Consider the following 24,740-nt stretch of genomic DNA (forward strand, 5'->3'; position numbering starts at 1 on the left):
GGCTCAGTCCTCTTTTTCAAGCGCGGCATCGCCCCAGGGCGACATGATCTCGGTGCAGCCGGTATTCGTCTCGCCCGCGCGCATCACGCCGGCGGGGCAGGCGAAGGCGAAGGGAAAGACGGTGCGCGGGGCGAGCACGACATCGTTGCTCTCGCGCAGACGGGCGAGCACCTCGGGGGCATGCGCTTCGTCGGCAACAACCTTTGGCCCGCCCGACACGTCGATGCGCGGATGGTGGAACGCCTCTTCGATATCCATGCCGAAATCGGTGACGAAAGAGGCCATCTGGGTCATGGCGCTCACGATCTTGCGCCCCCCCGAGGCGCCGAAGGCAAAGCGGCGCTCGCCCTGCTCCCCGATCACCGGGCAGACATTCATCAGGCACCGCTTGCCGGGCCCGAGCGAGTTGGGGCGCCCCTGCACCGGGTCGAACCACATGATGCCGTTGTTCATCAGGAATCCCGTCGAAGGCGAGACGACACGGCTTCCGAAGATCGACAGGAGCGTCTGCGTCTGGCTCACCATGTTGCCGTCCCTATCGACGACCGAGAAATGCGTGGTGCAGCCGGGCGCCTCGGGGCTCTCGCCGGTATCGCCCATCGTGCCGAGGCGCGCGGCATAGGCGCCTTGCAGGGCCTCGGCATAGGCGGCGAAGGCGTCGGGTTTGGCGCCCAGATCGCGGCCTTCCAGATCGCCCATCGCATGCGCGAAGGTCGGCCCGGCGGTCAGCCCGTCCACGAGGTGAAAGCGCGCATCGCGGTAGGCGATGCTGAGCGGCTTTTGCATCTCGGCGCGGTAGCTGCGCAGGTCTTCATGGCTGAGCGAGCCGCCCTTGTCCTGCACGTCCTTCGCCAGAGCCGCGCCTAGATCGCCGTCATAGAGCGCGCGGGCGCCGTCCTGCGCGATGATCCCGAGACTTTCCGCCATGCGGCTCTGATCCAGCCGCTTCTCGGCCAGCGCGGTCCAGCCCGAGATGGTCGGCCATTGTCCGTCCTCCAGAAAAAGCGCCGCGGCGTCCGCGTCCTCGGCCAGCGCGCGGGTGGTCGATGCGATGACGAGCGCGGCGTACCAATCGACCAGCATGCCCCGCCGGGCATGCGCGATCGCGGGGGTCAGCAGATCGGCCCACGGCATCCGGCCATAACGCTCATGCACCTGCCCCAGACCGTCGACGACACCCGGCACGGCGATCGCCTTGGCGCCCTGGACATTGACGTCGCCGGTGACATGCTCCCACGGGAAAAGGTCACCTGCGACGCCCCGGCCCGACAGGGGATAGTCCTCGACGCGCAGCCCCTTGGGTGCGCGCATGCCGTGATTGACCGCCACCGCCTTTTCCTCGCCCGCGCGCCAGAGCATCATCGCGCCGCCGCCCGCCGGCCCGCTCATCCAGGGCTCGAGCACGCCGATCACGAAGGAGGTGGCGACGGCGGCATCTACGGCATCGCCCCCGGCCCGCAGCACTTCGGCCCCGGCCTCGGCGGCGAGGCGATGCTGGGCCGCGACGACGCCGCCCTTCGTCTCGATGACAGTCTTGGCGGTGCGCGCCGTACGCGACAGGGAACTGGCCATGGTCAATCCTTGATGGGTCAGACGGTGAAGCCCGCGCGGTACATCGGGCTTTCGGGATCATGCAGATGACATTCGACGCGCCCTTCCTCGCGCGGCACGGGGCGCGGCGCGGTGGATTTGCAATGCGCCTCGGCGAAGGGACAGCGCGGATGGAAATGACAGCCGGGCGGCGGCGCGATCGGGTTGGGATAGGCCGCGCCGAGCTGCGTGTCGGGCACGCCGAGATCGGGATCGGGCGTCAGGACCGAGTTGAGGAGCGCACGCGCATAAGGGTGGCGCGGCGCATCGAAAAGCCCGCCCACGGGCGCCTCCTCGACGATGCGGCCGAGATACATCACCGCCACGCGCGTCGCCAGATGCTCGACCACCGCCAGATCGTGGCTGATGAAGAGATAGGTCAGCCCGAATTCCTCGCGCAGCTCGTTCAAGAGGTTCAGGATCTGGCTCTGGACGGACACGTCGAGGGCCGAAGTCGGCTCGTCGCAGATGACGATCTCGGGGCGCATGATGAGCGCTCGGGCGATGGCGACGCGCTGGCGCTGACCGCCCGACATCTGGCTGGGATAGGTGTTCAGAACGCGCGCCGGCAAGCCGACAAGATCCAGCGTCTCGCGCACCGATTTCTCGCGGCTGGCCGCATCGCCGATGCCATGGACGCGCAGGGGAAGCGAGACGATATCCGCGATGGTCTTGCGCGGGTTGAGCGACGAATAGGGGTCCTGAAAGATGGGCTGGATGCGCCGCGCGAGGGCCAGACGGTCCTGACCGCCGATCTCCTCGCCATCGACCATGACCTTGCCCGAGGTCGGTGCCTCGAGGCCCAGAAGGATCTTGGCGAGGGTGGACTTGCCGCAGCCGCTCTCGCCGACGAGGCCCAGCACCTCACCCCGCCCCAGCGTGAGCGAGACATCGTTCACCGCCGTCAGCGGCTTGGCCTTTCCGAAGAGCCCCTGCTTGACGCGGTAGGTCTTGGCGACGTTTCGAAGTTCGAGAACAGGGGCGCTCATGCGGGCTCTCCTTCGGCGGCGCGGGCGCCATCGGGGTGGACGCAGAGAAATTCGTGGCTCTCGTCGCCGCGCCTCGGAATGGCGTCGCGGCAGGCATCCACGGCGTGCGGGCAACGGGTGCGGAAGGCGCAGCCCTCGACCTCTCCGACAAGCGAGGGCACGATGCCGGGAATGGTGCCGAGCGCGCTGCCGCGCTCGGTCTTGCCCGGCTGCGGGATGCACTGCAGCAGACCGCGCGTATAGGGATGGAGCGGCGTGCCGAAGACCTGCGAGGCGGGCCCCGTCTCGACCAGTTCGCCCGCATACATCACGCCCACCTTGTCCGCGACGCGCGCGACGACACCCAGATCGTGGGTGATGAGGATCATGGCCACATCCATTTCCTTGGTCAGATCGACCAGAAGCCGCAGGATCTGCGCCTGGATCGTCACGTCGAGCGCGGTCGTCGGCTCGTCCGCGATGATGAGTTCGGGCTCGCACATCAGGGCCATCGCGATCACGACGCGCTGGCGCAACCCGCCCGAAAGCTGGTGGGGATACTGGCCAAGACGGCTGGCGGCGGCGGTGATGCCGACCTTCTCCAGAAGCTCGACCGCGCGCTTGCGGGCAGTGTCGCGGCTGACATTGCGGTGCAGTTGCAGCGCCTCGATAAGCTGGTCGCCGATCGTGTAGGCCGGATTGAGCGACGTCATCGGCTCCTGAAAGATCATCGCGATCCGGTCGCCGCGCAGCGCGCGCATCCGGCGGCGGCTGGCGGTGGTCAGTTCGGTCCCGTCGAAATCCATCCGCTCCGCGCTGCGGCGGATGTTCTTGTCCAGAAGCCCCATGATCGCGAGCGAGGTGAGCGACTTGCCCGATCCGCTCTCCCCCACGATGCAAAGAGTCTCGCCCCGGCGCAGATCGAAGTCGATGCCGCGCACGGCATGCAGCACGCCGCTCGACAGCGGAATGTCGAGTGTCAGGCCCCGCACCGACAGGAGCGGTTTTGCGTTCTCTTGGCTCATCGCATCAGCTCCGGTTTTCGGGGGCGGTCACGTCGCGCAGACCATCGCCCATGAGGTTGATCGCCAGCACCAGCACGAAGAGGACGACGCCCGGGATCAGCACCAGCCACGGCTCGAACAGCATCATGTTCTTGCCTTCGGAGACCATCAGCCCCCAACTGGGGGTGGGCGGCTGAACACCTAGCCCGAGGAACGAGAGCGCCGCCTCGAGCAGGATCGCGTGGGCCATTTCAAGCGTGACGATGACGATCAGGTTGTTGACGATGTTCGGCATGATCTCGGACAGCACCACGCGCGTCGTCGATGCGCCGATGGCCTGCGCCGCGGCGACGTATTCGCGGCGCCGCACCTGAAGCGTCGAGGCGCGCATCACGACGGCGAAGCGGTCCCACAGCAAAAGCCCGAGAACGCCGATCACCACCTGAAGCGATCCGCCGAGGATCGCGACCACGGCGAGCGCCACCAGCACCACGGGCATGGCGAGGCGCACATTGATGAGGAAGGTCACGGCCGCATCCACCTTGCCGCCGAAATACCCGGCGGCCACGCCCATCGCCGTGCCGATCACGCCCGAGATGAGCGCGGCGACCGCGCCGATGAGAAGCGACACGCGCGCGCCGTAGATGAGGCGCGAGAGATAATCGCGGCCCAGATGATCGGTCCCGAGCGGATGCTCCCACGTGCCGCCGAGAAAGACGGGCTGGACCATGCGGTTGCCGAGGTTCTGCGCATAAGGATCGTGCGGTGCGAGCAGCGGCGCGAAGATCGCGACCAGCACCAGAAGCAGCACCACGACGAGGCCGAAGATGAGGCCCTTGTGGCCCGTCACGCGCTTGCGCAGGATCTGGCGCGGCGTAGGCCCCTGGATCTCCTCGAGCAGCGGGTCGGTCGTGCGATTGATCGTCGTCTTGTTCATCGCCATGTCACGAGCTCCTCATGCGGGGGTCGAGCCACGCGTTGAGCACGTCCGCCAGGAAAGTGAAGATGATGTAGAACATCGAGAAAATGAGAATGAGCGCCTGCACCGTCGGCAGATCGTTGCGCGCGATGCTCTCCCACGCGAGATAGCCCGCGCCGTGCAGGGCGAAGACCGACTCGACCACGATAGAGCCGCCCAGCATGAAGCCCATCTGCACCGCGGCGAGGCTGACCACCGGAATGATCGCGTTGCGCAGTGCGTGCTTGAAGAGAACGCGCCCCTCCCCGGCGCCCTTGGCCCGCGCGGTGCGGATATAGTCCGAATTGAGAACCTCGAGCATGCCCGCGCGCGTCAGGCGCATGATGGCCGGCATGGCGTAATAGCCAAGCACGATGGTCGGCATGATGAAATGCCGCCAGCTATCGGCGCCCGAGGGCGGCAGCCAGCCGAGCGTGATGCCGAAGAGAACGATCAGGATCAGACCGAACCAGAAGCTGGGCATCGCCTGCCCCGCGACCGACAGGAAGAGCGCCACGCGGTCGATGATCGAGTTGGGCCGGATCGCCGCGACCACGCCCAGCGGCACGGCGGTCAGGAGCGCGAAGCTGATGCCGCAGACGCCCAGGGTCATCGTGACCGACAGGCGGTCGCCGATCAGCGAGGCGACCGGCAGCTTGAAATAATAGCTCTCGCCGAAATCGCCGCGCAGCGCGCTCAAGAGCCATTCGCCGTATTGCACCAGCATCGGACGGTCGAAGCCGTAGAGCCGGCGGATCGCCTCGATATCCTCGCCGCTCGCCGTCTCGCCCGCCAGCGCCGCCGCCGGATCGCCCGAGAGGAACAGAAGCGAAAAGCTGATGAAGCTGACCGTGAAGGCCACGAGGAGGGCGAGGCCCGACCTCTTGAGTATGAATGGCAGCATGCGCTGCGACCTCCCTGCCGGAATTGCGGTTGGTTGGCGATCGGTGAAAACGGCAATGGCCCGGCGGACGCGCGCGCCCGCCGGGCCGAAGGGACCGGATCAGTTCCAGGTCATGTCCGTGAAGCGCAGCACCTCGTCCGCCGTGGGGGTGTAGCTCACCTCCTTGGTCATGACGTAATTGGTGTTGTAGCTGAACATCGGCGCCCAGTAGGCCTGATCGGCGATACGCTGAAGCGCCTTGCGATAGAACTCCTTGCGCTCTTCCGGGTCGGTCGAGCTGTCGGCGGTGTTCAGCATCTCCAGCACCTCGTCGTCACGCGCGTCATCGAGGCTGCCATGCTTGAAGAACTGGCTGACCATCGCGGATGCGTCGTTGATCGAGTAGCTGCCCCATGTCTGGAACGAGATCGGAACCTCGCCCTTCATGTTGGCCTCGCGCAGGGCGGAGTATTGCAGCATCTTGAAATTGGTCTGGATACCGACCGCGTTCAGATAGCTGGTGATCGCCTCGGCATATTCGCGGTCGCGATAGGCGTAGAAATCCGTCGTGAACCCATCGGGATAGCCGGCCTCGGCCAGGAGCGCGCGCGCCTTCTCGGGATCGTATTCATAGCTGGTCACGTCCTGCGCGCAGCCGAACTGGCTGGGGAAGCACGCGGTCGAGACGACCTTGGACTTGCCCTTGAGCAGGTTGTCGACGAGCGCCTGACGGTCGATCGCATGGTTGACGGCGCGGCGCACGTTGAGATCGGTGAAGGGGTTGTTCTCGGCGCCCGTCCGTCCGGCAGCGTCCATCGCGAGATAGCCGACGCGCATGGTGGATTCGTTCGCCACGGTAAAGCGGTCGTCCATCGCCGCCATCTTCTCGGCCTGGTCCGCCGGAACCTGCCAGATCAGATCGAGCGAGCCCGAGAAAAGCTCGGCAAGCTGTGTGTTGACGTCCGGAATGGTCCGGATGTCGATACGCTCGATCGAAGGCTGGCCCTTGGGGCTGTCGTGATAATCCTCGTATTTCTCGAGCACGAAATGCTGGCCCGGCTCAACCTCGACCACCTTGTAGGGGCCAGTGCCGACAGGCTTGAGGCCCATGCCGGAGGGTCCGACCTCTTCGTAATAGTCGGACGGATACATCGAGACCGGACCCGACAGGAATTCGATCGCCGCCGGGAACACGTCCTTGGTCGTGATGCGCACAGTATAGTCGTCGATCTTCTCGGCGCTCTCCATCCAGTTCACGTTGCGCTGCGTCTTGACGCCGTTCTCTTCCTTGGCGACGAAATTGACGGTGGCGACCACGTCATCGGCGGTGAAGTCGGACCCGTCATGAAACTTGACGCCCTCGCGCAGCTTGAATTCGAGCGTCCGCTCGTCGATCCAGTCCCACTCGGTCGCGAGATTGCCCTTGTATTCGTTGGTTTCGGGATCGCGGTAGATCAGGCCGTCCCAGACCGCCCGCTGCATGACGACGCCCTCGCGCGACGAGTTGAAGAAGCTGTCGACATTCTCGAGCTCCTTGGTGAAGGCGACGTTCAGGGTGCCGCTGGCGTTGTCGGCCAGCGCGGCGCCGGTCATGCCGACGCCCAGCGCCAGCGCGAGCGCGGTGGTTTTCAGAAATGTGGATTTCATCTTGCTGTCTCCCTGCCGCAGCGAATTGCGGTCTCGTGTTTTGGTTTGCATTTCGATCTGTATCATATAGCAATACATCAGATCACGATGTAATTATTTGAAACCCACGGTTGCGGGAAAATCAAGCGCCAATTTTCCGAGGCGGCCCCAGCCGATACACAAGACCCGAGATTTCATGACGAAACCCAAGCAGAACACCCTTTTCGTAGGCTCTCTGGCCAAGGGGCTGCGCCTTCTGCGCGCCTTCGACGAGAGCCACACCGAGCTGTCGCTCGGCGCGCTCGCGCAGCTGACCGGCCTCGACAAGAGCGCGGTGCAGCGCCTCGCCAACACGCTTCACGTCGAAGGCATGCTCGATAAGGATCCGGTGACGCGGCGCTATCGGCCCAGTCATGCCTGGCTGCGCCTCGCCTATGCCTATTACTGGTCGGACCCGCTCGTGGCGCGCGCCATGCCCAAGCTCATCGACCTTTCGCAGCGCATCGGCGAGACGGTGAACCTCGCCGAGCTGTCGGGCGAGCACATCATCTACGCGGCCCGCCTGCCCTGCACGCGCACCATATTCGCCGCCTCCGTTCCCGGCCGAATGGTGCCCGCGCTCAGCACATCGGCGGGGCAGGCGATTCTCGCCACCCATTCAGACGAGTTTCGCGCGGCGGCGATCCGCGAGTGGCATCTCGAGGCGCACACGCCCCAGACCACGACCGACCGCGCCAGCATCGCCGCGCAGATCGAAGCCGCGCGCGAGGCGGGCCATGCCATCACGCATGGCCAGATGATTCTCAACGAAATCGGCGTCGCCTGCGCGATCCGCGGCCCGGACGGGCGCGCCTGGGCCGCGGTCCATTGCTCGGTCTCCGCGCATCTTTGGGACGACGCGCGCATCCGGCAGGAAATCCTGCCCTGGCTTCAGGACGCGGCAGGCTCGATATCTCCGCAGATGCCCCGCTAGGCGCGCTAGACGACGCCCGCGCGCAGAAGATCGTGCAGATGCAGGACGCCCACCGGGCGCCTCTCGGCATCGGCCACGATCAGGACCGTCTGCGCGCGTGTGTTCAGCAGCGCAAGCGCCTCCGGCGCCGAGCAATCGGGCGGCACCGTCGAGGGGGTCTTGCTCGCCACGTCGCGGGCAAGGCGCTCCATCAGGCCATCCATGTTGCGGCGTAAGTCGCCATCGGTGATAACCCCGCTGATGACGCCCGCGCGCGTCAGGATGCAGACGCCGAAGCCCTTCGAGGTCATGGCCAGCAGGACATCCGCCATCGGCGCCGCCTCGTCCAAGACCGGCAGCGCGTCGCCGGTATGCATGAGATCCGAGACGCTGCGCATCTGCGCCCCGAGCTTGCCGCCCGGATGATAGACCCCGAAATCCTTGGCCACGAAGCCGCGCCGCTCCATCAGCGCCACGGCCAGCGCATCGCCGAGCGCAAGCGTCATTGTCGTCGAGGTGGTCGGGGCGAGGCCGATCGGGCATGCTTCGGGGCAATTCGGAAGCGTCAGCCGATGATCCGCCGCCTTCATCAGCGTGCTGCTTGCGTTCGAGGAAATGCCGATCATCGGGATGCCGAAGCGCTGCGTATGATAGACGATATCGCGCAGCTCCGTCGTCTCGCCCGAATTGGAGATGAGGATGCACACATCCTCAGGGCCGATCATGCCCAGATCGCCGTGGCTCGCTTCGGTCGCATGCACGAAATAGGCGGGCGTTCCTGTCGAGGCGAGCGTCGCCGCGATCTTTCGCCCGATATGCCCCGACTTGCCGATCCCCGAGACGATCACGCGCCCCTTGCAGGCCAGCACCGTCTCGATTGCGGTGGCGAAATCCTCGGGCAGGTTGTCTGCGAGATATCGCAGCGCGTCGGCCTCCGTGCCCAGAACCTTGCGCGCGGCCGCGATGCTCTGATCGCGGCGCTCGGGGGACGGAGGGCTGGCGGTGGTTGCGGTCATGGAAAGGCCCTTGAAACATGTGGGAACGCACGGTCGCCGCAGAGGGTATCGGTTTGCCCCGCGCGAGACCAGTCCAAGCGCGCACAGCGGCGGCGCTCAGAAATCCGTGCCGCTCTGCTCGCATGGACGCCCCGGCGCTGCAAGCCTTTGGGCAATGTCGGAAAACGAGCTCCATGTGCTGGCGAGAAAATGGCGGGCCGATGTGAGCAGGATCATATCCGCGAGGGCCGTCTGCAACTGCCCCGCCGAGCGGTCGTACTCGGCCCGCGGCAGATACCGCACCCGGCGCCCATAAGCCTCGATCAATGCGGCATAGCTCGCAGGCAGATCCGCCGCGACGAAGATGGTCTCCGCCGCGCCTGCCGCGATCATCGCATCGAGCCGCCGGATGAACCGCGATACATCGCTCTTGCGCCGCCACTCCGTCAATTCGCGGTGGCGCTCCGCGGGCCAGTTCGCGGGCGCTTCGTAACTCAGGTGATCGAAGGCCGGCCCTGTCGCCATGCGGATATGGACGGCGACGTCCGACGGATGATCCACGCTTTTCACCATCTCCAGTACGGGCTCCGCCGCGCGCAGACCACGCAAGAACGCATCTTCGGCGGCGCGGTCATGATACGGGCTGGCGAGCGTATAGGCCGAACGGATGAACACATCGCCCCGCGCGGCCTCGCCGCGAGCGAGAACAAGCTCCTGAAACGCCGAGCCCTCCTCGATTTCCATGTAATTGTGGACATGCGCGCAGCGCGAACGCAGCTCGTCGCGGCAATCGGTTTCGATCACCGGATCGGGATAGCGGAGCAGATCGCCGATCCGCGCCTCGCAATGACGGTCCGGCAGCCAGAGGACGACGAGCTGGCGCCCCGTCGCCTCCGCGATGACCGCAGCCGAGGCGAGCGCCCGCAGACGGTTGCCCAGACCGTGCTGCACATCGATGAAAAGATGGGGCCGCATTACGACATGCGCAGGCGAGGCCAATGCGGCCTCGCCTTGTCTTGCGCCTTGAAACGCTGTGTCCATGCCGGGCTGAGCCATGGCATCGATCTAAATCCCGCCGCAACTCGCGCGCAAGTTGTATTTACCGGGATCGGGCATTCAAATCGAGAACACAGCCTCATCGGCATCGAAAGGGGGCAGCGCAACGGGGCCATCCCCGTCGAGCGTGAGCCGCTCGGGAAAAAGCGCCGCGTCGCCCGCATTCGCGCCATGCGGCAGGACAAGATCGACATGCCACTCGCCGTCCACCAATTCCGGCTGTCCGATGATGCGCTCGTGCGCGCCCGCGACATAGCTGTCGAGGGCAATCTCCTGCCCATCGATGACGAGGCTGCCGCCGAGGCGCGAGAGGCTCATCGGGGCGTCGCCGCGCGACGGGAAAAACGTGATCCGCATTTATCTCTCCTCAGAACCAGCGGCCGATGGCCGACATCGTGACGGTGCGCGTGGCGGCGCTCTGGCTGGTGATCGCCGTGACGCTCCACGCGGCCTGCTGCGCCGTCGCACCGCCCGGGAAGACGACGCTGATCGCCGTCCCATCGAGCGCGGCACCGCTCATCACAGGGAGCGTCCCGACCGCGAACTGCGCTGGATAGACCCAGACCTCGTTGCCCGAGCGGAACCCGCCGAGATGCCCCGTTGCGATCGCGGTCGAAACCGAGCGGCGCAAAGTGCAGATCTGCGTGCCGTCCGCCCAGCGCATGTACGATCCGTTCGCATTCGATCCGCGCTCGATCACGCAGCCCGTCGGCATGCCGCCCGATTGCGAGACCGGCCCGACAAGGCGGCCTTGATGGATGACCTCCGACCAGGGCGTCCACCCGAGGGCGCCGTAGGACCGGGTGAATTGCCGGATCGCACCCACCGTCGAATCGCCGCCATAGGAGATGAATTGCTGCGCCCAGTTCGTATTCGTCCGCCGCTGGTTCACCAGAACCCCGGCGGAAAAGATCGGATAGTTGTTGTTCGCGCAATTTCCACTGGTCGGATTGTAGAAAAGCCCGGCCACCGTCAGCATGTTGAGATTGTCCGCCGCCGTCAGGGCGATCGCATCGCCGAGGCCGAAATCGCCCGTTTTGACGAGCCGCCCCGCCGTCATGTCCGTCGCGGATTGCGTGACCGCAGCACCAATGACAGCGCCGTCGATCCTCACGCCGCCATCGGCGATCCGCATCCGCTCCTGCCCGTCGATGGCGATGCCGAGCGATTTGGCGCCGCTCCGATAAAGGCCGGTCCCCGTCTCGGACAGAAAGCCGAGCGACGGGGCGGCCGCACTGCCATCGGCGATGCCCGCGCCGGACGGAAACGCCGCCCGGCCGTCCACCGCGCGCACCCTCATCGCCTCCGACCACGCCGCGCCATCGGCGCTGACCTTGATCGCGAAATCATCGGCGCCGGCTGTGCCCATCTCGGCACGGCCCGAGAATGCCGTCTGAAAGAGCAGGCTCGCGGTATCGGTCTCGGCGGCCTTGTTGATCTTGAGCTGATGCCCGGCGCCCTCATGGGTCAGCAACGTCGCATCCGCCGATACCGCCAGCCGGTTGACCAGATCGGACTCCGCATTGATCCCGACGCCAACGAGGTTCTGCGGCTCCGGCCCCGCCGGTGTCCTCCACTCTGTGCCGGTCCAGATGCGCAGATCCGCTCCGCGCGCCGCGCGCCAGCCCTCTTGCGGCGCGATGAAGAGCCAGCCACCGTTGAACCACCCGGCCAGCTTGCCGCCCTGCCCGCTCCACACCCCCGAGGCGGTCGCGCCGAGCGCCCAGACCTCTCCCTCCTGCGGGGTGACCGGCGGCGTTACCGCGTCATATTCGACGACGGTGAGCTGCGTGAGATAGTCGAGCCGCTGAAGCGCCTCGTTATGCGTGACATGCTTTTGCGCCTGCTGCGGTTGCAGATACGGCAGCGCCAGCCTCGATGAGCTTTGCGACACAGGGAGAGACCTTTCCATTTCCAGCGGTTTGGCACACCCTGCACAGGCATGGTAAAGAGACCTTCACGGCACCGTTCGGTCCGCCTCGACTTCGTGAAACCACCAGATGTCACCCCGGGCATTCCGCTCCGGAGTGGCATAGGCTAGCATCGAGGCGTCATGCAGCGCCTCGCGCCGCTCCCCACGCTACGGATCCGCGTCGTGCCGCACCCGTTTGTGTCCGCTGAAGTCGCCACTCGCTGCGCCGCGCTGCGCGCCGAGAAGGGCTTCGTTCCGCTCGACGCGCTCTTCGCGGACCTGCCCGAACACGCGGACGACGTAGAGGCGATCCGGCGTGCCGCGACGCTCGCGCGCATCTTCAACGCCTCGTTCGAGACGCGCAGGCGCATCATAGCCGCCGCCCGCGCCGGCGACGACGATGCCGCAAGTCTCTTCTCTTGGATGGAGATACAGGCCATTCCCAGTGCGCCCTGCACAGCCATCACGGAGCGGCGCGCACAGGAACTCGAGGCGGATCTTCTGGCGGATCCGGCAGACTTCCTCACCCGTGCCGAGCGGCCCTATCCCTATTCCGCAAACCATTTGCATTGGTCCTTCGATCCCGAATGGATCACCCGGCTGCTGACCCTCGGACGTCAGCGCTTCGAGCAATTCGCGAGCGAAAGGCGCAGCGACACGGCAATTCTCGTCGGTAACGGCCCCTCCCTGAACCGCACCGACCTCTCGCGTCTCGATGGGCAGGACATCTTCATCTCGAACTACGCCACCCGTCACCCGATCCTGTCACCCTTGGCGCGCGGCGTCGCGGTCTCGAACTATTTCGTTGCCGAGCAAGCCCCCGAAGACTTCTTCGACCTCGGGAAATGGCGCGTTCTGCCTGCAGGCCTGTCGCATGTGCTCGAAGATGATCCCAAGACGATCTGGCTCAACGCGCTCGGTGGGCCGCTCTTCTTCTCGGACGAGCCGACGGAACGGATCGCATGGCATGCGACGGTCAGCTTCTTCTGGCTCCAGGTCCTGCTCGGCGCCGGGTACCGCCGCGTCCTGCTGATCGGTATGGACAACACCTATCATCAGCCCGAGGCCGCGACCGAAGGCACGCTTCTGCACCAGATCGACGAGGACCGAAATCACTTCGATCCGAACTATTTCCGCGGCAAATATTGGCAGGCCGCGGATACCGGCCACATGACACGCGTCTTCATCGAGGCGGATCGCGCCTATCGCGCCAAAGGCGCGCAGATCGTCAATTGCACCGAAGGCGGCGCCCTCGAGGTCTTTCGTCGGTCGACGCTCGCCGCCGAGCTGTCCGCAATTGACGCTTGAAGCGCGCCGCCGTTTCGACTGGCGAACACGCCTGCACGCATTCCGGGCTGACAGACCGAACCGCTTACGCTACTTGATTACCATCATAGCAAGAAGGCCATACCCGTGACACATCCCTGCGTTGCCGCCACGGCGCGATCCGTCCGAGCCTTGCGAGAGGCCCGCATCACGGGGCGGATCGAGGCGGAAGCGCGGTTTTCACAAGGCATCTACTTCAGCGCGGACACCTCGCGCAGCACCGTGGAGATCGAGCTTGCTCCTCTCGAAGGCGGGCTTTTCCGGGCCGAGATCACCGTCGATGGCGCCCCGGAATGGATGAGCCTCAACATCAGCCTCGAGACGGGCGACTTCGCCATCGGTGACGTCATCGGCATCATCGCGGACCTTCGTGCGCCGGACCCGTTCGATATTCACCCGTTCATCCGCACGGACCATGGCGGCACGTGCCGCGACACGCCCCTTGCCGAGACGCTCACCGTCTCATCGAGCGGGGGCACTTCGATCCTCTTTCACCCTGTCGCCGCCAGCGATCCTCTGACGGATGGCGCAGGCTTTCACACGCTCGTCTTGCCGCTCCCTCACCGCTCGCTGACATTCGATCTTCAAGACTTTCGGCTCCTTCACGTCGCCTCCGGCGAGGGAATGCCCGCGATCTCCGAAACGCTGGGCAGTCGTTCGGTCTAACAGGTTCAGTCCCAGCCGGAGTTCCCGTCACGCACCGCGCACCAGCCTCGGCATCGCGCGCACGGATCTGAGCGGGCGTGTCAAACGCCACGATCTCGAGGAATAGACACTGTCGAGATCGGCGCGTAGCTGAGCGACCTCGTTCCCCAACTCCCAAACCCGGCCTTCGAGCGCCTCGATGCGCCCTGCGGATGTATCGAGATCACGCTGGTCGGCCAAAAGGAGCGACCCGAGCAAAGCCGCGCGCCGGGCCTGCTCCTCCCGCTCGACTTCGATCCGGCGCTGGAGAGCGTCGGCCTTCGCCTTGAGGAGGTGTCGGTCGGCCGAAGCTTGCTGCATCACGCCATATTCCGCCTCGAGATCGCATATGCGCGCCGCGGTTTCGGACGCCTCATCCGTGTGCCGCCGCGCCGCCTCGCGCAGCATCTCGTTATCCCGGCGCAACTCGGCAATCTCGGATTCGAGCCGCTCGACCGCATGGCTGCGCGCCTCCGCGCGCTCGATCGTCTCTTCCTGCAATGCGATATGATCCCGAAGGAGTTGCCTCTCTTCGACGAGGACCCGCATCTCATCCTGCGCGCGATCCAGTGCGGTCTTCATGTCGCGCACTTCGCCGAGCGCAGTGCTGGCGTCGCCGGTCTCCATTTCCCGTCCGGTCCCAATGCGCATCGCCGCGATCTCTGCGGCGCAGCGCGCAGCCTCTTCATCCCGCTTGACCAAAGCGTCCGCAAGAACGAGCCAGATGGCGTTCGGCGCCGCCGGCACATCCTCGGCGACCGGCGCCGCATCGAGGCTTGGCGCCAGATGAGCAAGAACTTCGGCGTCATTTTCCAGCAGCGCCCGCGCGTCGCACAGCAAGACCTGCCTGTGCAGCCGCCGCGCACCGCGGAGCATACGTTGAGAGGATTTCACCCAGTCCGCGAGCGCCATTTCGGGCGCGACCCCATCGGACAAGCGCCGCGCAACGGCCTCCGAACAGCTTTCGACCACGGCGATGATCCTCGCACCCGGTGCGCGATCGGCAGCCTGTGCGATGGCCCCATAGAGCGCAACCGGCTGCCCAAGAAGCGCCGCGAGATGCGCCTCGATCTGCGCGCCGAGCGGCTCGGATGCCATCACGACCAACCGCTTCGCGGCTCTGATGCTCGAAAATTCCGGCACGGACGAAACTCCCTCATAGGTTGCATCGCATCTTGAGCAGGTTCGCCTTGCGATTCCAGCAAAATGCGCAATGGGCGGTGCATGAGCCGAGTAATCACGTCGATGAATCCTGCCGGAACCGGACGTCGGGTTGTGTTTTTCCGCCGATCTGGCAAGAAGGGCTGACTACGAAGGCCAAAGGACCGTCTCACGAATGGATGTTGAACACACCGCGCTCGAGGGCGTCGTCATCCTGACGCCCGCCCGTCATGCCGACGCGCGCGGCTTTTTCTCGGAAAGCTGGAACAGGGCGCGCATGGCGGCTCTCGGGCTCGACCACGATTTCGTGCAGGACAACCATTCGCTCTCGCGCGCGGCAGGCACCGTCCGGGGTCTTCATTTCCAGAGGCCGCCCCATGCACAGGCCAAGCTCGTGCGCTGCGGGCGCGGCTCCCTGCTCGACATCGCGGTGGACATCCGCAAAGGCAGTCCGACCTATGGACAATGGGCGTCCGCCGTCCTGACGGCCGAAAACGGCCGCCAGCTTCTCATTCCCGAGGGCTTTCTTCACGGCTTCGTCACGCTCGAGGACGAGACCGAGATCATCTACAAATGCTCGGACTACTACGCGCCCGATTGCGATGCCGCGGTCCGGTTCGACGATCCCGATATCGGGATCGACTGGCAGCTCGGCGATGCCGCGCCGGTGCTCTCTGCGAAAGACGCCGCGGCACCGCTCCTCCGCGAGATCGAAAGCCCCTTCATCTTCAAAGGATCGCGCCCATGAAGCTTCTCGTCACGGGCGGTGCCGGGTTCATCGGCTCGGCGGTCGTGCGGCTCGCCGTCGAGCGCGGGCTTGACGTGGTCAACCTCGATGCGCTCACCTACGCGGCCTGCCTCGATAATGTGGCCAGTGTCGCCGATCGCCCGGAATACGCGTTCGAACACGCCGATATCCGCGATCGCGCCGCCATCGACCGCGTTCTCGAAACGCACCGGCCGGATGCGATCATGCATCTCGCCGCAGAAAGCCATGTCGATCGATCGATAGACGGGCCCGGGGCCTTCATCGAAACGAACGTGACCGGCACCTACAACATGCTCGAAGCCGCGCGCAGCTACTGGACCGCGTCGGGCAGGCCCGAGACCTTCCGCTTTCACCATGTCTCGACGGACGAGGTGTTCGGCTCGCTCGGCCCCACGGGCGCTTTCACCGAGGACACGCCCTATGATCCGCGCAGCCCCTATTCCGCCTCGAAGGCCGCGAGCGATCATCTCGTTCGCGCCTGGGGCGAAACCTACGGCCTGCCCATCGTGCTCAGCAACTGCTCGAACAATTACGGGCCCTTCCATTTCCCGGAAAAGCTCATCCCCGTCATCATCCTGAACGCCCTCGCCGGCAAGCCCCTGCCGATCTACGGGGACGGCTCCCACGTGCGTGACTGGCTCTTCGTCGAGGATCACGCCGACGCGCTGCTTTGCGTTCTCGAGCGCGGGCGAACGGGCCGCTCCTACAATATCGGCGGCGAAAACGAGCGCAGCAATCTCGAACTTGTGCGCACGCTCTGCGAAATCCTCGATGCGAAGAGGCCACGCGCGGAGGGCAGTTATGCCGACCTCATCACCTTCGTGACCGACCGACCGGGTCACGATGCGCGCTATGCCATTGATCCGTCCCGTATCGCAGGGGAGCTTGGCTGGCGGCCCTCCGTCACGGTCGAGGAAGGGCTCGAGCGCACGGTGCAATGGTATCTCGACAACGAGGATTGGTGGCGCGCGCTGCAAGGGCGTGAAGGCGTCGGCACGCGACTGGGACAGGCAAGATGAAGACGCTCGTCTTCGGCAGGACCGGACAGGTCGCGCGCGCCCTTCAAGCGCAGGCCGAGGTGATCGCCTTGGGCCGCGACAGCGCCGATCTGTCTCGTCCGGCCACCTGCGCCGACGCCATTCACGAGGCCCGCCCCGACATCGTCATCAACGCCGCCGCCTATACCGCCGTCGACCGCGCCGAGGACGAGCCAAAGCTTGCCCATACCGTCAACTGCGCGGCGCCCGGAGCCATGGCGAAGGCCTGCGCCGCGCTCGACATTCCCTTCCTTCACATCTCCACAGACTACGTTTTCGACGGCGCGGGCACAGCCCCCTTTCAACCGGAGGCGCCCATTTCGCCGCTCGGGGTCTATGGCCGAACGAAGGCCGAAGGCGAGGCGGCGGTGCGCGCCACGGGCGCGCGGCATGTGATCCTGCGCACCTCGTGGGTCTTCTCCGAACATGGCGCGAATTTCGTCAAGACGATGCTGCGCCTCTCCGAAACGCGCAGCGCCCTGTCGGTCGTCGATGACCAGATCGGTGGCCCCACGCCCGCGGGTGACATCGCCGAAGCCCTTCTGGTCATGGCCCTCCCCCTCTCAGAAGGCCATGCTGGCGGGACGTATCACTACGCGGGCGTCCCTTCGGTCAGTTGGTGCGACTTCGCGCGCGAGATTTTCCGGGCGTCCGGACGGAGCGTAGACGTCACGGGCATTCCCTCCGCCGATTATCCCACCCCCGCCCGGCGACCACTCAATTCCCGGCTCGACTGCATGTCGACCACCACCGATTTCGGCATCGCGCCTCCCGACTGGAAGGCCGCGCTGGCGGACATTATCGAAAGGCTCAGGACATGACCCAGCGCAAAGGCATCATTCTCGCCGGCGGATCGGGCACGAGGCTTTATCCGATCACGCTGGGCGTCTCGAAGCAGCTTCTGCCGATTTACGACAAGCCCATGATCTTCTATCCGCTCTCCGTGCTCATGCTCGCCGGGATCCGGGAGATCGCGATCATCACGACGCCGCAGGATCAGGACCAGTTTCAGCGCACGCTCGGCGATGGCAGCCAATGGGGCTTGTCGCTCAGCTACATCGCGCAGCCCTCGCCGGACGGGCTGGCGCAAGCCTATCTTCTGGCGGAGGATTTTCTGGGCGGTGCCCCGAGCGCCATGGTGCTGGGAGACAACATCTTCTTCGGCCACGGCCTGCCGGAGCGCCTCGCCGAAGCGGATGCCCGCACGGTTGGCGGCACGGTCTTCGGCTATCACGTCCACGATCCTCAGCGATACGGCGTCGTCGATTTCGCCGAGGACGGCACGGTGCGCGCGATCATCGAAAAACCGGACGTGCCGCCGTCGCCCTACGCGGTCACGGGTCTCTATTTTCTCGACGGCACGGCGCCCGATCGTGCGCGCAAGGTCACGCCCTCGGCGCGCGGCGAGCTCGAGATCACGTCGCTTCTGGAAAGCTACCTCCAAGACGGCACGTTGACGGTCCAGCAGATGGGGCGCGGCTATGCGTGGCTCGACACCGGCACCCATGCGAGCCTTCTCGACGCCGGAAACTTCGTGCGCACACTGTCCAGCCGCCAAGGGCTACAGGTCGGCAGCCCCGAGGAAATCGCCTATTTCAAGGGCTGGATCACCCGCGAGGATCTGCGTGTGCGGGCCGAGAAATTTTCCAAGAACAGCTACGGCGCCTATCTTCTGGGACTGACGAAGTAGCCGGATTCAGAACGCCGCCAGCGCGGCGATCGCCTCGTCGATGGGGTAGTGGTGATTGCCCACGAAGAGCCCGCGCCCGTCGAGATAATCGGCATTCGCCAAATCGCCGTGAATCTCGAAGTCGAAATGCTTCACGATCTCCTTGCGCGCGAAATTTCCCGCCACGATCGGGCGGCACTCGAACCCCTCGGCCTCGAGTCCCCGCACCACGTCGGCGCGGCTCAACTCGAGATCGGGGCGCAGGATGAGCGAAAAGCCGAACCAGCTGCTTTCGCCGATTTCGCGCTGAATGCGAAACTTCGGATGGTCCTGCATCGCCTCGACGAAGGCCGCGCCGTTGCGCCTGCGTCCCGCGATCAGCCCGTCCAGCTTGTCGAGTTGCGCGATCCCCAGCGCGCCCGACATCTCGAGTGGGCGCAGATTGTAGCCGGGCAGCACGAAACGGAAGCTCTCCTCGAAGGGATCGTCGCTTTTGGTGCCGGTGACATGGTTTTTCTTGGGAAGGTTGCGCGTCCAGCCATGCGCGCGCAAGGACAGCATCACGTGGTAAAGCTCTTCGTCGTCGGTTACGACGACGCCGCCCTCCATGGTCGAGATATGGTGCGAGAAGAATGTCGAGAAGCTGCCCATCACGCCGAACGTGCCGCACTGCCTGCCGCCGAGCCGCGCGCCCATCGACTCGCAATTGTCCTCGATCATGACGATGCCGCGCCCATTCGTGATGCGCGCGATGGCGTCGAAATCGTTCGGGTTGCCCAGAAGGTTCACGACCATCAGCGCGCGGGTGCGCTCCGTCACCGCATCGGCGAGCGCGTCCAGATCGTAGTTGAGCGTCTCGGCATCGACATCGACGAATTTCAGTTTCAGCCCGTATTGGTGGAGCGGATAGTACGTGGTCGACCAGCTGACCGCAGGCACGATCACCTCGTCGCCGGGCTTCAGCCGCAGATCGGGGTTCGATGTATAAGCCAGGGCCGCAACCATGAGCAGGTTCGCGGAAGAGCCGGAATTGACCATGACGGCGAAGCGGCTGCCGAAATGCGCGGCGAAGCGGCGCTCGAACTCGGCCACCTCGGCGCCCATGGTGAAACGGTCGGAGGCGATGACGCGCTGGAGCGCATCCTGCTCGGCCTGATCCCAGGAGGAGGTGGCAAGAGGGAAACGCGCGCTCATGAAGACAGCCTTTCGAGATAGAATTGATATGTCGCCGCCATGCCGGCCTGCAAATCGGTCTGCGGCCGCCAGCCCCATGCGGTCTGGCGGGTCGTGTCGCAAAGCTTGCGCTTCATGCCGACGGGCTTGCTCAGATCATAGGTGAAGCGCCCCGTCCAGCCGATCACCTCGGCGGCGGCGGCGTAATACTCGGTCACCGAATGGTCGGACCCGACGCCGACATTCATAAGATCCGGCAGCGCGCCCGGCTCGGCCGCCGCGCGCAGCACCGCATCGGCCAGATCGCCCGCATACATGAACTCGCGCCGCGCGGTGCCGTCGCCCCAGATCTCGACCCTGTCCTCTCCCGCCGTGCGCGCCGCATGGATCTTGGCGATGACGGCGGGCACCATATGCGAGGCGGCGGCGTCAAAGCTGTCATGCCGGCCATAAAGATTGCACGGAATCAGCGTCTTGTACTGCATCCCCGGCGCCTCGGCGCGGATATACTGGCAAAGCCGCAGCGCCATGATCTTGGCGAGCGCATAGCCCTCGTTCGTCGGCTCGAGCGGGCCGGTCAGGACCATCTCCTCGGAAAGCGGACCCGACACGTCGCGCGGATAGATGCAGGTGGAGGCGAGGTTGAGTAGCCGCGGAACGCCCGCCGCCCGCGCCCCCATGATGACACTGCGACCGATGGCCGTGTTGGTGTCGAGAAACCCGACGGGATCGGCCATGTTGGCCTGGATGCCCCCGACCCGACCCGCCGCATGCACCACGATATCGGGCCGATGCCGCGCGATATAGTCGGCCGTCGCCCTGAAATCGGTCAGGTCCAGCTCGGCGCTGGTCGGTGCGAGGATTTCCCATTCGGCCGCGCGCACATGCTCGCGGATGTTGCTGCCAACCATGCCGCGCCCGCCGGTCAGCAGCATGCGGCCACGCGCCCCGGCATCGCTCATTCGTGAAACCCCTGCGCGCCGTCATAGCCATGCGCGGTCAGAAGCGCGTGGCGCCGGGCCGCGTTCAGATCGGCCTCGACCATCTCGGCGCACATCTCGCGTGCGGTGATCTCGGGCACCCAGCCGAGCTTGGCCTTCGCCTTGCTCGGATCGCCCAGAAGCGTTTCCACCTCGGCGGGGCGGAAATAGCGCGGGTCGATCCGCATAATGACCTGCCCGGGTTTCACGTGAGGCGCGTCATCGCCCTCGACCCGCTCGACCACGGCCACCTCGTCGACACCCTTGCCCTCGAACGCCAGCGTGATGCCCAGATCTTCTGCGGCCCAGGTGATGAACTCGCGCACCGAATGCTGAACGCCCGTCGCGATCACGAAATCCTCGGGCGTGTCCTGCTGGAGCATCATCCACTGCATGCGCACGTAATCCTTCGCATGCCCCCAATCGCGCAGGCTGTCGATATTGCCCATGTAAAGCATGTCGTCGAGGCCCTGCGCGATATTGGCGAGGCCCCGCGTGATCTTGCGCGTGACGAAGGTCTCGCCCCGGCGCGGGCTCTCGTGATTGAAGAGAATGCCGTTGCAGGCATACATGCCATAGGCCTCGCGGTAATTCACGGCGATCCAGTAGGCATAGAGCTTGGCCACGCCATAGGGCGAGCGCGGATGGAAGGGCGTCGTCTCGCTCTGCGGCGTCTCCTGCACCAGCCCGTAAAGCTCGGAGGTCGAGGCCTGATAGAAGCGGCAGGTCTTCTCCATCCCCAGAAAGCGCATGGCCTCCAAGAGGCGCAGCGTGCCGATCGCATCGACATCGGCGGTGTATTCCGGCGCCTCGAAACTGACCGCGACATGACTTTGCGCACCGAGATTGTAGATCTCGTCGGGCGCGATCTCGGAGAGGAGCCGCGTGAGGTTCGAGCTGTCGGTCAGATCGCCGTAATGCAGCCGTAAGCGCGGCTCTTCGTGGATATCCTGAAACAGGTGGTCGATCCGCTGAGTGTTGAACGACGACGCGCGGCGCTTGAGGCCATGCACCTCATAGCCCTTCTCCAGCAGGAACTCGACCAGATACGAGCCGTCCTGCCCCGTCGTGCCCGTGATGAAAGCCTTCTTCATCGACGTCTCTCCTTCACCTTTCGCCGCGCGCGCCGAATCCTTCCGGTGCTAGCTGCGCGCATAGACGTCCTCATAACGGATGATATCGTCCTCGCCCAGATAGCTGCCGGTCTGAACTTCGATCAGCACCATCGGCAGCTTGCCGGGGTTCTCCATCCGGTGCACGGCCCCGAGCGGGATGTAGACTGACTGGTTTTCACCCAGAAGGCTGACCTCTCCGTCCACGGTGACGCGCGCCGTGCCCTCGACGACGACCCAATGCTCGGACCGATGGTGATGGCTTTGCAGGCTGAGGCTCGCGCCCGGATTGACCACGATCCGCTTGACCTGAAAGCGCGCGCCCAGCGCAAGGCTCTCGTACCAGCCCCAAGGCCGGTAGTCGCGCGGAAGCTGCACCGCCTGGGACGCGCCCCGCGCCTTGAGCGCGCTCACCGCTTCCTTGACGCGCTGCGCTTCGGACTTGTGCGCGACCAACACCGCATCGTTCATCGCGATGGCGATGACGTCGCGCAAACCGATGCCCACCAGCTCCAGATCCGGGCTCTCCGAGCGCAGGAGTGTGTCCTCGCAGGCGATGGCCGTGGCATGTTCCGAGCAGACATTGCCCGCGGCATCCGGCCCCGATTCCAGCCAGACCGCATCCCAGCCGCCGAGATCCGACCAACCCGCCGCATACGGCATGACGGCCAGGTTGCCCGCCTTCTCCATGATCGCGAAATCGATCGAGGTGTTCTCGGCGCGCGCCCAAGGCTCGGCGGCAAGCCGCGTGAAGCCCAGATCGGTCTCGGCATCCTCCACCGAGGCGGCGACCGCCTCCAGCATCTCGGGGGCGTAGGTCTTGTACGCGGCGACGATCGCCTCGGCGGTGCAGAGGAAAATTCCGGCGTTCCAGAGATAATGTCCGGCCTCCAGCATCTCCTCCGCCCGCGCCGCATTCGGTTTTTCGACGAAGCGCGCCAATGGCTGCGGCGACGCGGCGTCCGCCTGTGCCCCGGCGGCCAGCTCGAGATACCCATAGCCGATTTCGGGGCGCGTGGGCGCGATCCCGAAGGTCACCAGATCGCCGGCCTCGGCCTGGGGCACCGCTGCGGCGACGGCCGCACGGAACGCCGTATCGTCGGGGATCACATGATCCGACGGCGCGATCAGCATGAGCGCCGCCGCGTCCCGCCGGGCGAGCCAAAGCGCCGCGGCCAGCACGGCGGGGGCCGTGTTGCGCCCCTCCGGCTCGATCAGAATGCCCTGCGGCGCCATGCCCACCTGCGCCAACTGCTCGGTCACGATGAAGCGGAAAGGATCGCCCGTCACCACGAGCGGCGCTACGAAACCCGCGCCCGAAAGCCGCCGCGCGGACCCCTGAAAGAGGCTCTCATTGCCGGTGAGGCGCGCGAATTGCTTGGGGTAGGATTGGCGCGAGAGCGGCCAGAGACGCGTGCCCGAGCCACCGCAAAGAAGAACCGGATGTATCATGAGGCGCTCGTCCCGTGTTTCGGCGTTCCTGTGGCGCCGAGCACGACATGACCCGGGCGCAGCGCGGCAGGGCCAAGCCGCGCAATTCCGCCCTCAGTCAGCATTTTACACCATGCCTTTGCAAGGGCATTCCCGGCATATCCGCGCAATTCCTGCCACCCATGGCATCGCCGCCCCGCGTCAGGCCGCCCGGCGCGCGGTGATCTTCGCGGTCGCATCCAGCGCCTCGCGGATCGTCACATCCATGTCGAGATAGCGATAGGTCCCGAGCCGGCCGACGAAGGTCACCCCTTCCGTTCGCGCCGCCAGTGCCTCATAGGCTTTCAGCAGCGCTTTTTCCTCGACCAGACGGATCGGATAGTAGGGAATATCCTCTGCCCCGCAGGCGCGCGAGAATTCGCGGTAGCACACCGTGCGCTCATGAACCTCCCACGGCGCGAAATGCTTGTGCTCGGTCACGCGGGTCCAGGGCACGTCGCGGTCGGGGTAATTCATCACCGCGCATCCCTGCCAATCGCCGTCCGCCGTGAACCGCTCGAAATCGAGCGTGCGATAGCCGAGACGGCCCAGACGGTAATCGAAAAAGCCGTCGAGCGGCCCTGACCAGACCATATGCTCGGCCCGCATCGCATGATGCGGTGCATAGGGCGTATTCAGATGCACGTCGATCATCGGATGATCGAGGATCGCCTCGACCATCTCCGTGTAGCCCTCCGCCGGGATGCCCTGAAAGCGATGGGCGAAATAGTTGTCGTCATAGTCGAACCGCACAGGAAGCCGCTTCAGGATCGAGGCCGGCAGGGTATCGGGTGCGCAGCCCCACTGTTTCTCGGTATAGCCGCGCAGGAAGGCGTCGTAGAGGCCACGCCCGACGAGACGCAGCGCCTGTTCCTCGAAGCTCTGCGGATCGCGGATGGATCTGTCGGCCTCGAACTCTTCGATGAAGGCCCGCGCCTCTTCGGGCCGCATGGCCTTGCCGAAGAACTGGTTGATCGTGTGCAGATTGATCGGCAGCGCATAGACCATGCCGCCCGCCATGCTCTTGACCCGGTTGCGGTAGGGCATGAAGCGCGCGTAACGATTGACGAAATCCCAGACTTCCGCATCGTCCGTGTGGAAGATATGCGGGCCATAGACATGCACCATCACGCCGGTCTCGGGGCACCGCTCCGTATGGCAATTGCCCGCCACATGCGGTCGGCTGTCGATCACCGTGATTTGGTGTCCATCCTCGGCCAAACTGCGGCCGAGCACCGCCCCGCTCAGACCCGCTCCGACAATGAGGATCTTCATCTTGCGCCTTTCGATCGGCGCCGAAACCCCGGCGCAGCCTTGCTCAGCAAGATGACGCGCACTCGTTAAAACATCCTTAAAATCAGTCTCGAACTCGCGCGAAACGGCCCGTTTTCGCCAGATTCGGGCCCGGGCTCATC

Annotated in this window: 23 protein-coding genes; 7 read left to right on the forward strand and 16 right to left on the reverse strand. The window is 65.3% G+C overall.

Features of this window, described 5'->3' with window-relative positions:
* Positions 1-3: 3 nt before the first annotated feature.
* The 6 genes from ACGRVM_RS14455 to ACGRVM_RS14480 form a co-directional block, all read right to left on the reverse strand.
* The gene (locus tag ACGRVM_RS14455; RefSeq protein WP_377172527.1) at positions 4-1,572 is read right to left on the reverse strand and encodes a gamma-glutamyltransferase family protein; all 1,569 of its coding nucleotides are present in this window, start codon (positions 1,570-1,572) and stop codon (positions 4-6) included.
* A 17-nt stretch (positions 1,573-1,589) separates the two neighbouring features.
* A complete protein-coding gene (locus ACGRVM_RS14460) occupies positions 1,590-2,579 on the reverse strand; it encodes an ABC transporter ATP-binding protein (protein ID WP_377172526.1) in 990 nt (329 codons plus the stop codon).
* Positions 2,576-3,583, reverse strand: coding sequence for an ABC transporter ATP-binding protein (locus ACGRVM_RS14465; RefSeq protein ID WP_377172525.1), 1,008 nt, complete (start codon positions 3,581-3,583; stop codon positions 2,576-2,578). Before ACGRVM_RS14465 ends, ACGRVM_RS14460 begins: the two co-directional genes overlap by 4 nt.
* Before the next feature lie 4 nt (positions 3,584-3,587).
* Positions 3,588-4,484, reverse strand: coding sequence for an ABC transporter permease (locus ACGRVM_RS14470; protein ID WP_377172674.1), 897 nt, complete (start codon positions 4,482-4,484; stop codon positions 3,588-3,590).
* A 22-nt stretch (positions 4,485-4,506) separates the two neighbouring features.
* Positions 4,507-5,424, reverse strand: coding sequence for an ABC transporter permease (locus ACGRVM_RS14475; RefSeq protein ID WP_377172524.1), 918 nt, complete (start codon positions 5,422-5,424; stop codon positions 4,507-4,509).
* 99 nt (positions 5,425-5,523) lie between these two features.
* The gene (locus ACGRVM_RS14480) at positions 5,524-6,996 is read right to left on the reverse strand and encodes an ABC transporter substrate-binding protein (protein WP_377172673.1); all 1,473 of its coding nucleotides are present in this window, start codon (positions 6,994-6,996) and stop codon (positions 5,524-5,526) included.
* 229 nt (positions 6,997-7,225) lie between these two features.
* Between ACGRVM_RS14480 and ACGRVM_RS14485 the strand changes: the two genes are divergently transcribed.
* Complete coding sequence (locus ACGRVM_RS14485) at positions 7,226-8,002, forward strand: IclR family transcriptional regulator (protein ID WP_377172523.1); 777 nt, start codon at positions 7,226-7,228, stop codon at positions 8,000-8,002.
* A 5-nt stretch (positions 8,003-8,007) separates the two neighbouring features.
* On the opposite strand, the gene ACGRVM_RS14490 is transcribed toward ACGRVM_RS14485, so the two are convergent.
* The 4 genes from ACGRVM_RS14490 to ACGRVM_RS14505 form a co-directional block, all read right to left on the reverse strand.
* Positions 8,008-8,997 carry a KpsF/GutQ family sugar-phosphate isomerase gene (locus ACGRVM_RS14490; RefSeq protein WP_377172522.1) on the reverse strand — a complete coding sequence of 330 codons (990 nt, stop codon included), beginning with the start codon at positions 8,995-8,997 and terminating at the stop codon, positions 8,008-8,010.
* Positions 8,998-9,093: 96 nt separating this feature from the next.
* On the reverse strand, positions 9,094-9,951 hold the full coding sequence (locus ACGRVM_RS14495; RefSeq protein ID WP_377172521.1) for an O-fucosyltransferase family protein: 858 nt from the start codon (positions 9,949-9,951) through the stop codon (positions 9,094-9,096).
* A gap of 141 nt (positions 9,952-10,092) precedes the next feature.
* Positions 10,093-10,389: a hypothetical protein gene (locus ACGRVM_RS14500; protein ID WP_377172520.1), complete on the reverse strand. Its 297-nt coding sequence runs from the start codon at positions 10,387-10,389 to the stop codon at positions 10,093-10,095.
* A gap of 10 nt (positions 10,390-10,399) precedes the next feature.
* Complete coding sequence (locus ACGRVM_RS14505; protein ID WP_377172519.1) at positions 10,400-11,926, reverse strand: DUF2793 domain-containing protein; 1,527 nt, start codon at positions 11,924-11,926, stop codon at positions 10,400-10,402.
* 159 nt (positions 11,927-12,085) lie between these two features.
* On the opposite strand from ACGRVM_RS14505, the gene ACGRVM_RS14510 reads away from it, so the two are divergent.
* Together ACGRVM_RS14510 and ACGRVM_RS14515 are read left to right on the forward strand one after the other, a co-directional pair.
* Positions 12,086-13,252, forward strand: coding sequence for a hypothetical protein (locus ACGRVM_RS14510; protein WP_377172518.1), 1,167 nt, complete (start codon positions 12,086-12,088; stop codon positions 13,250-13,252).
* 150 nt (positions 13,253-13,402) lie between these two features.
* A complete protein-coding gene (locus ACGRVM_RS14515; protein WP_377172517.1) occupies positions 13,403-13,936 on the forward strand; it encodes a hypothetical protein in 534 nt (177 codons plus the stop codon).
* Positions 13,937-13,963: 27 nt separating this feature from the next.
* On the opposite strand, the gene ACGRVM_RS14520 is transcribed toward ACGRVM_RS14515, so the two are convergent.
* On the reverse strand, positions 13,964-14,866 hold the full coding sequence (locus tag ACGRVM_RS14520) for a hypothetical protein (protein ID WP_377172516.1): 903 nt from the start codon (positions 14,864-14,866) through the stop codon (positions 13,964-13,966).
* Between the two features lie 424 nt (positions 14,867-15,290).
* Here ACGRVM_RS14520 and rfbC point away from each other — a divergent pair, with 424 nt between their 5' ends.
* From rfbC to rfbA, 4 genes are read left to right on the forward strand one after another with little or no spacing between them, the layout of a single operon-like run.
* Positions 15,291-15,863: a dTDP-4-dehydrorhamnose 3,5-epimerase gene (gene rfbC, locus ACGRVM_RS14525; protein WP_377172514.1), complete on the forward strand. Its 573-nt coding sequence runs from the start codon at positions 15,291-15,293 to the stop codon at positions 15,861-15,863.
* Positions 15,860-16,903, forward strand: coding sequence for a dTDP-glucose 4,6-dehydratase (gene rfbB, locus ACGRVM_RS14530; protein WP_377172513.1), 1,044 nt, complete (start codon positions 15,860-15,862; stop codon positions 16,901-16,903). The genes rfbC and rfbB overlap by 4 nt, the downstream gene beginning before the upstream one ends.
* Positions 16,900-17,742 (forward strand): dTDP-4-dehydrorhamnose reductase, encoded by an 843-nt coding sequence (rfbD, locus tag ACGRVM_RS14535; RefSeq protein ID WP_377172512.1) that lies wholly within the window; start codon positions 16,900-16,902, stop codon positions 17,740-17,742. The genes rfbB and rfbD overlap by 4 nt, the downstream gene beginning before the upstream one ends.
* The gene (gene rfbA / locus ACGRVM_RS14540) at positions 17,739-18,611 is read left to right on the forward strand and encodes a glucose-1-phosphate thymidylyltransferase RfbA (RefSeq protein ID WP_377172511.1); all 873 of its coding nucleotides are present in this window, start codon (positions 17,739-17,741) and stop codon (positions 18,609-18,611) included. The genes rfbD and rfbA overlap by 4 nt, the downstream gene beginning before the upstream one ends.
* A 6-nt stretch (positions 18,612-18,617) precedes the next feature.
* Here rfbA and ACGRVM_RS14545 read toward each other — a convergent pair whose 3' ends face one another.
* The 5 genes from ACGRVM_RS14545 to glf all read right to left on the reverse strand — a co-directional run bounded on the left by ACGRVM_RS14545 (position 18,618) and on the right by glf (position 24,600).
* Positions 18,618-19,784 (reverse strand): DegT/DnrJ/EryC1/StrS family aminotransferase, encoded by a 1,167-nt coding sequence (locus ACGRVM_RS14545; RefSeq protein ID WP_377172510.1) that lies wholly within the window; start codon positions 19,782-19,784, stop codon positions 18,618-18,620.
* Positions 19,781-20,725 carry a GDP-L-fucose synthase family protein gene (locus tag ACGRVM_RS14550; protein ID WP_377172509.1) on the reverse strand — a complete coding sequence of 315 codons (945 nt, stop codon included), beginning with the start codon at positions 20,723-20,725 and terminating at the stop codon, positions 19,781-19,783. The genes ACGRVM_RS14545 and ACGRVM_RS14550 overlap by 4 nt, the downstream gene beginning before the upstream one ends.
* Positions 20,722-21,837, reverse strand: a complete 1,116-nt coding sequence (gmd, locus tag ACGRVM_RS14555) for a GDP-mannose 4,6-dehydratase (RefSeq protein ID WP_377172508.1) — start codon at positions 21,835-21,837, stop codon at positions 20,722-20,724. The genes ACGRVM_RS14550 and gmd overlap by 4 nt, the downstream gene beginning before the upstream one ends.
* A 48-nt stretch (positions 21,838-21,885) precedes the next feature.
* Positions 21,886-23,307: a mannose-1-phosphate guanylyltransferase/mannose-6-phosphate isomerase gene (locus tag ACGRVM_RS14560; RefSeq protein WP_377172507.1), complete on the reverse strand. Its 1,422-nt coding sequence runs from the start codon at positions 23,305-23,307 to the stop codon at positions 21,886-21,888.
* 180 nt (positions 23,308-23,487) lie between these two features.
* Positions 23,488-24,600 (reverse strand): UDP-galactopyranose mutase, encoded by a 1,113-nt coding sequence (gene glf / locus ACGRVM_RS14565; RefSeq protein WP_377172506.1) that lies wholly within the window; start codon positions 24,598-24,600, stop codon positions 23,488-23,490.
* Between the last annotated feature and the right edge of the window lie 140 nt (positions 24,601-24,740).

Origin of the sequence: Roseovarius aquimarinus (genome assembly GCF_043661195.1) — a bacterium.
GTDB classification, from domain to species: domain Bacteria; phylum Pseudomonadota; class Alphaproteobacteria; order Rhodobacterales; family Rhodobacteraceae; genus Roseovarius; species Roseovarius aquimarinus.

What these genes read in the sequence shown, in the direction of transcription:
- ACGRVM_RS14485 (WP_377172523.1), top strand. Translation starts at nt 7,226, where the DNA reads ATGACGAAACCCAAGCAGAACACCCTTTTCGTAGGCTCTCTGGCCAAG.
- glf (WP_377172506.1), bottom strand. Translation starts at nt 24,600, where the DNA reads ATGAAGATCCTCATTGTCGGAGCGGGTCTGAGCGGGGCGGTGCTCGGC.
- ACGRVM_RS14490 (WP_377172522.1), bottom strand. Translation starts at nt 8,997, where the DNA reads ATGACCGCAACCACCGCCAGCCCTCCGTCCCCCGAGCGCCGCGATCAG.
- ACGRVM_RS14500 (WP_377172520.1), bottom strand. Translation starts at nt 10,389, where the DNA reads ATGCGGATCACGTTTTTCCCGTCGCGCGGCGACGCCCCGATGAGCCTC.
- rfbA (WP_377172511.1), top strand. Translation starts at nt 17,739, where the DNA reads ATGACCCAGCGCAAAGGCATCATTCTCGCCGGCGGATCGGGCACGAGG.
- ACGRVM_RS14545 (WP_377172510.1), bottom strand. Translation starts at nt 19,784, where the DNA reads ATGAGCGCGCGTTTCCCTCTTGCCACCTCCTCCTGGGATCAGGCCGAG.
- rfbC (WP_377172514.1), top strand. Translation starts at nt 15,291, where the DNA reads ATGGATGTTGAACACACCGCGCTCGAGGGCGTCGTCATCCTGACGCCC.
- gmd (WP_377172508.1), bottom strand. Translation starts at nt 21,837, where the DNA reads ATGAAGAAGGCTTTCATCACGGGCACGACGGGGCAGGACGGCTCGTAT.
- ACGRVM_RS14455 (WP_377172527.1), bottom strand. Translation starts at nt 1,572, where the DNA reads ATGGCCAGTTCCCTGTCGCGTACGGCGCGCACCGCCAAGACTGTCATC.
- ACGRVM_RS14460 (WP_377172526.1), bottom strand. Translation starts at nt 2,579, where the DNA reads ATGAGCGCCCCTGTTCTCGAACTTCGAAACGTCGCCAAGACCTACCGC.
- ACGRVM_RS14510 (WP_377172518.1), top strand. Translation starts at nt 12,086, where the DNA reads ATGCAGCGCCTCGCGCCGCTCCCCACGCTACGGATCCGCGTCGTGCCG.
- rfbD (WP_377172512.1), top strand. Translation starts at nt 16,900, where the DNA reads ATGAAGACGCTCGTCTTCGGCAGGACCGGACAGGTCGCGCGCGCCCTT.
- rfbB (WP_377172513.1), top strand. Translation starts at nt 15,860, where the DNA reads ATGAAGCTTCTCGTCACGGGCGGTGCCGGGTTCATCGGCTCGGCGGTC.
- ACGRVM_RS14520 (WP_377172516.1), bottom strand. Translation starts at nt 14,866, where the DNA reads ATGGCGCTCGCGGACTGGGTGAAATCCTCTCAACGTATGCTCCGCGGT.
- ACGRVM_RS14475 (WP_377172524.1), bottom strand. Translation starts at nt 5,424, where the DNA reads ATGCTGCCATTCATACTCAAGAGGTCGGGCCTCGCCCTCCTCGTGGCC.
- ACGRVM_RS14550 (WP_377172509.1), bottom strand. Translation starts at nt 20,725, where the DNA reads ATGAGCGATGCCGGGGCGCGTGGCCGCATGCTGCTGACCGGCGGGCGC.
- ACGRVM_RS14495 (WP_377172521.1), bottom strand. Translation starts at nt 9,951, where the DNA reads ATGCGGCCCCATCTTTTCATCGATGTGCAGCACGGTCTGGGCAACCGT.
- ACGRVM_RS14465 (WP_377172525.1), bottom strand. Translation starts at nt 3,583, where the DNA reads ATGAGCCAAGAGAACGCAAAACCGCTCCTGTCGGTGCGGGGCCTGACA.
- ACGRVM_RS14480 (WP_377172673.1), bottom strand. Translation starts at nt 6,996, where the DNA reads ATGACCGGCGCCGCGCTGGCCGACAACGCCAGCGGCACCCTGAACGTC.
- ACGRVM_RS14560 (WP_377172507.1), bottom strand. Translation starts at nt 23,307, where the DNA reads ATGATACATCCGGTTCTTCTTTGCGGTGGCTCGGGCACGCGTCTCTGG.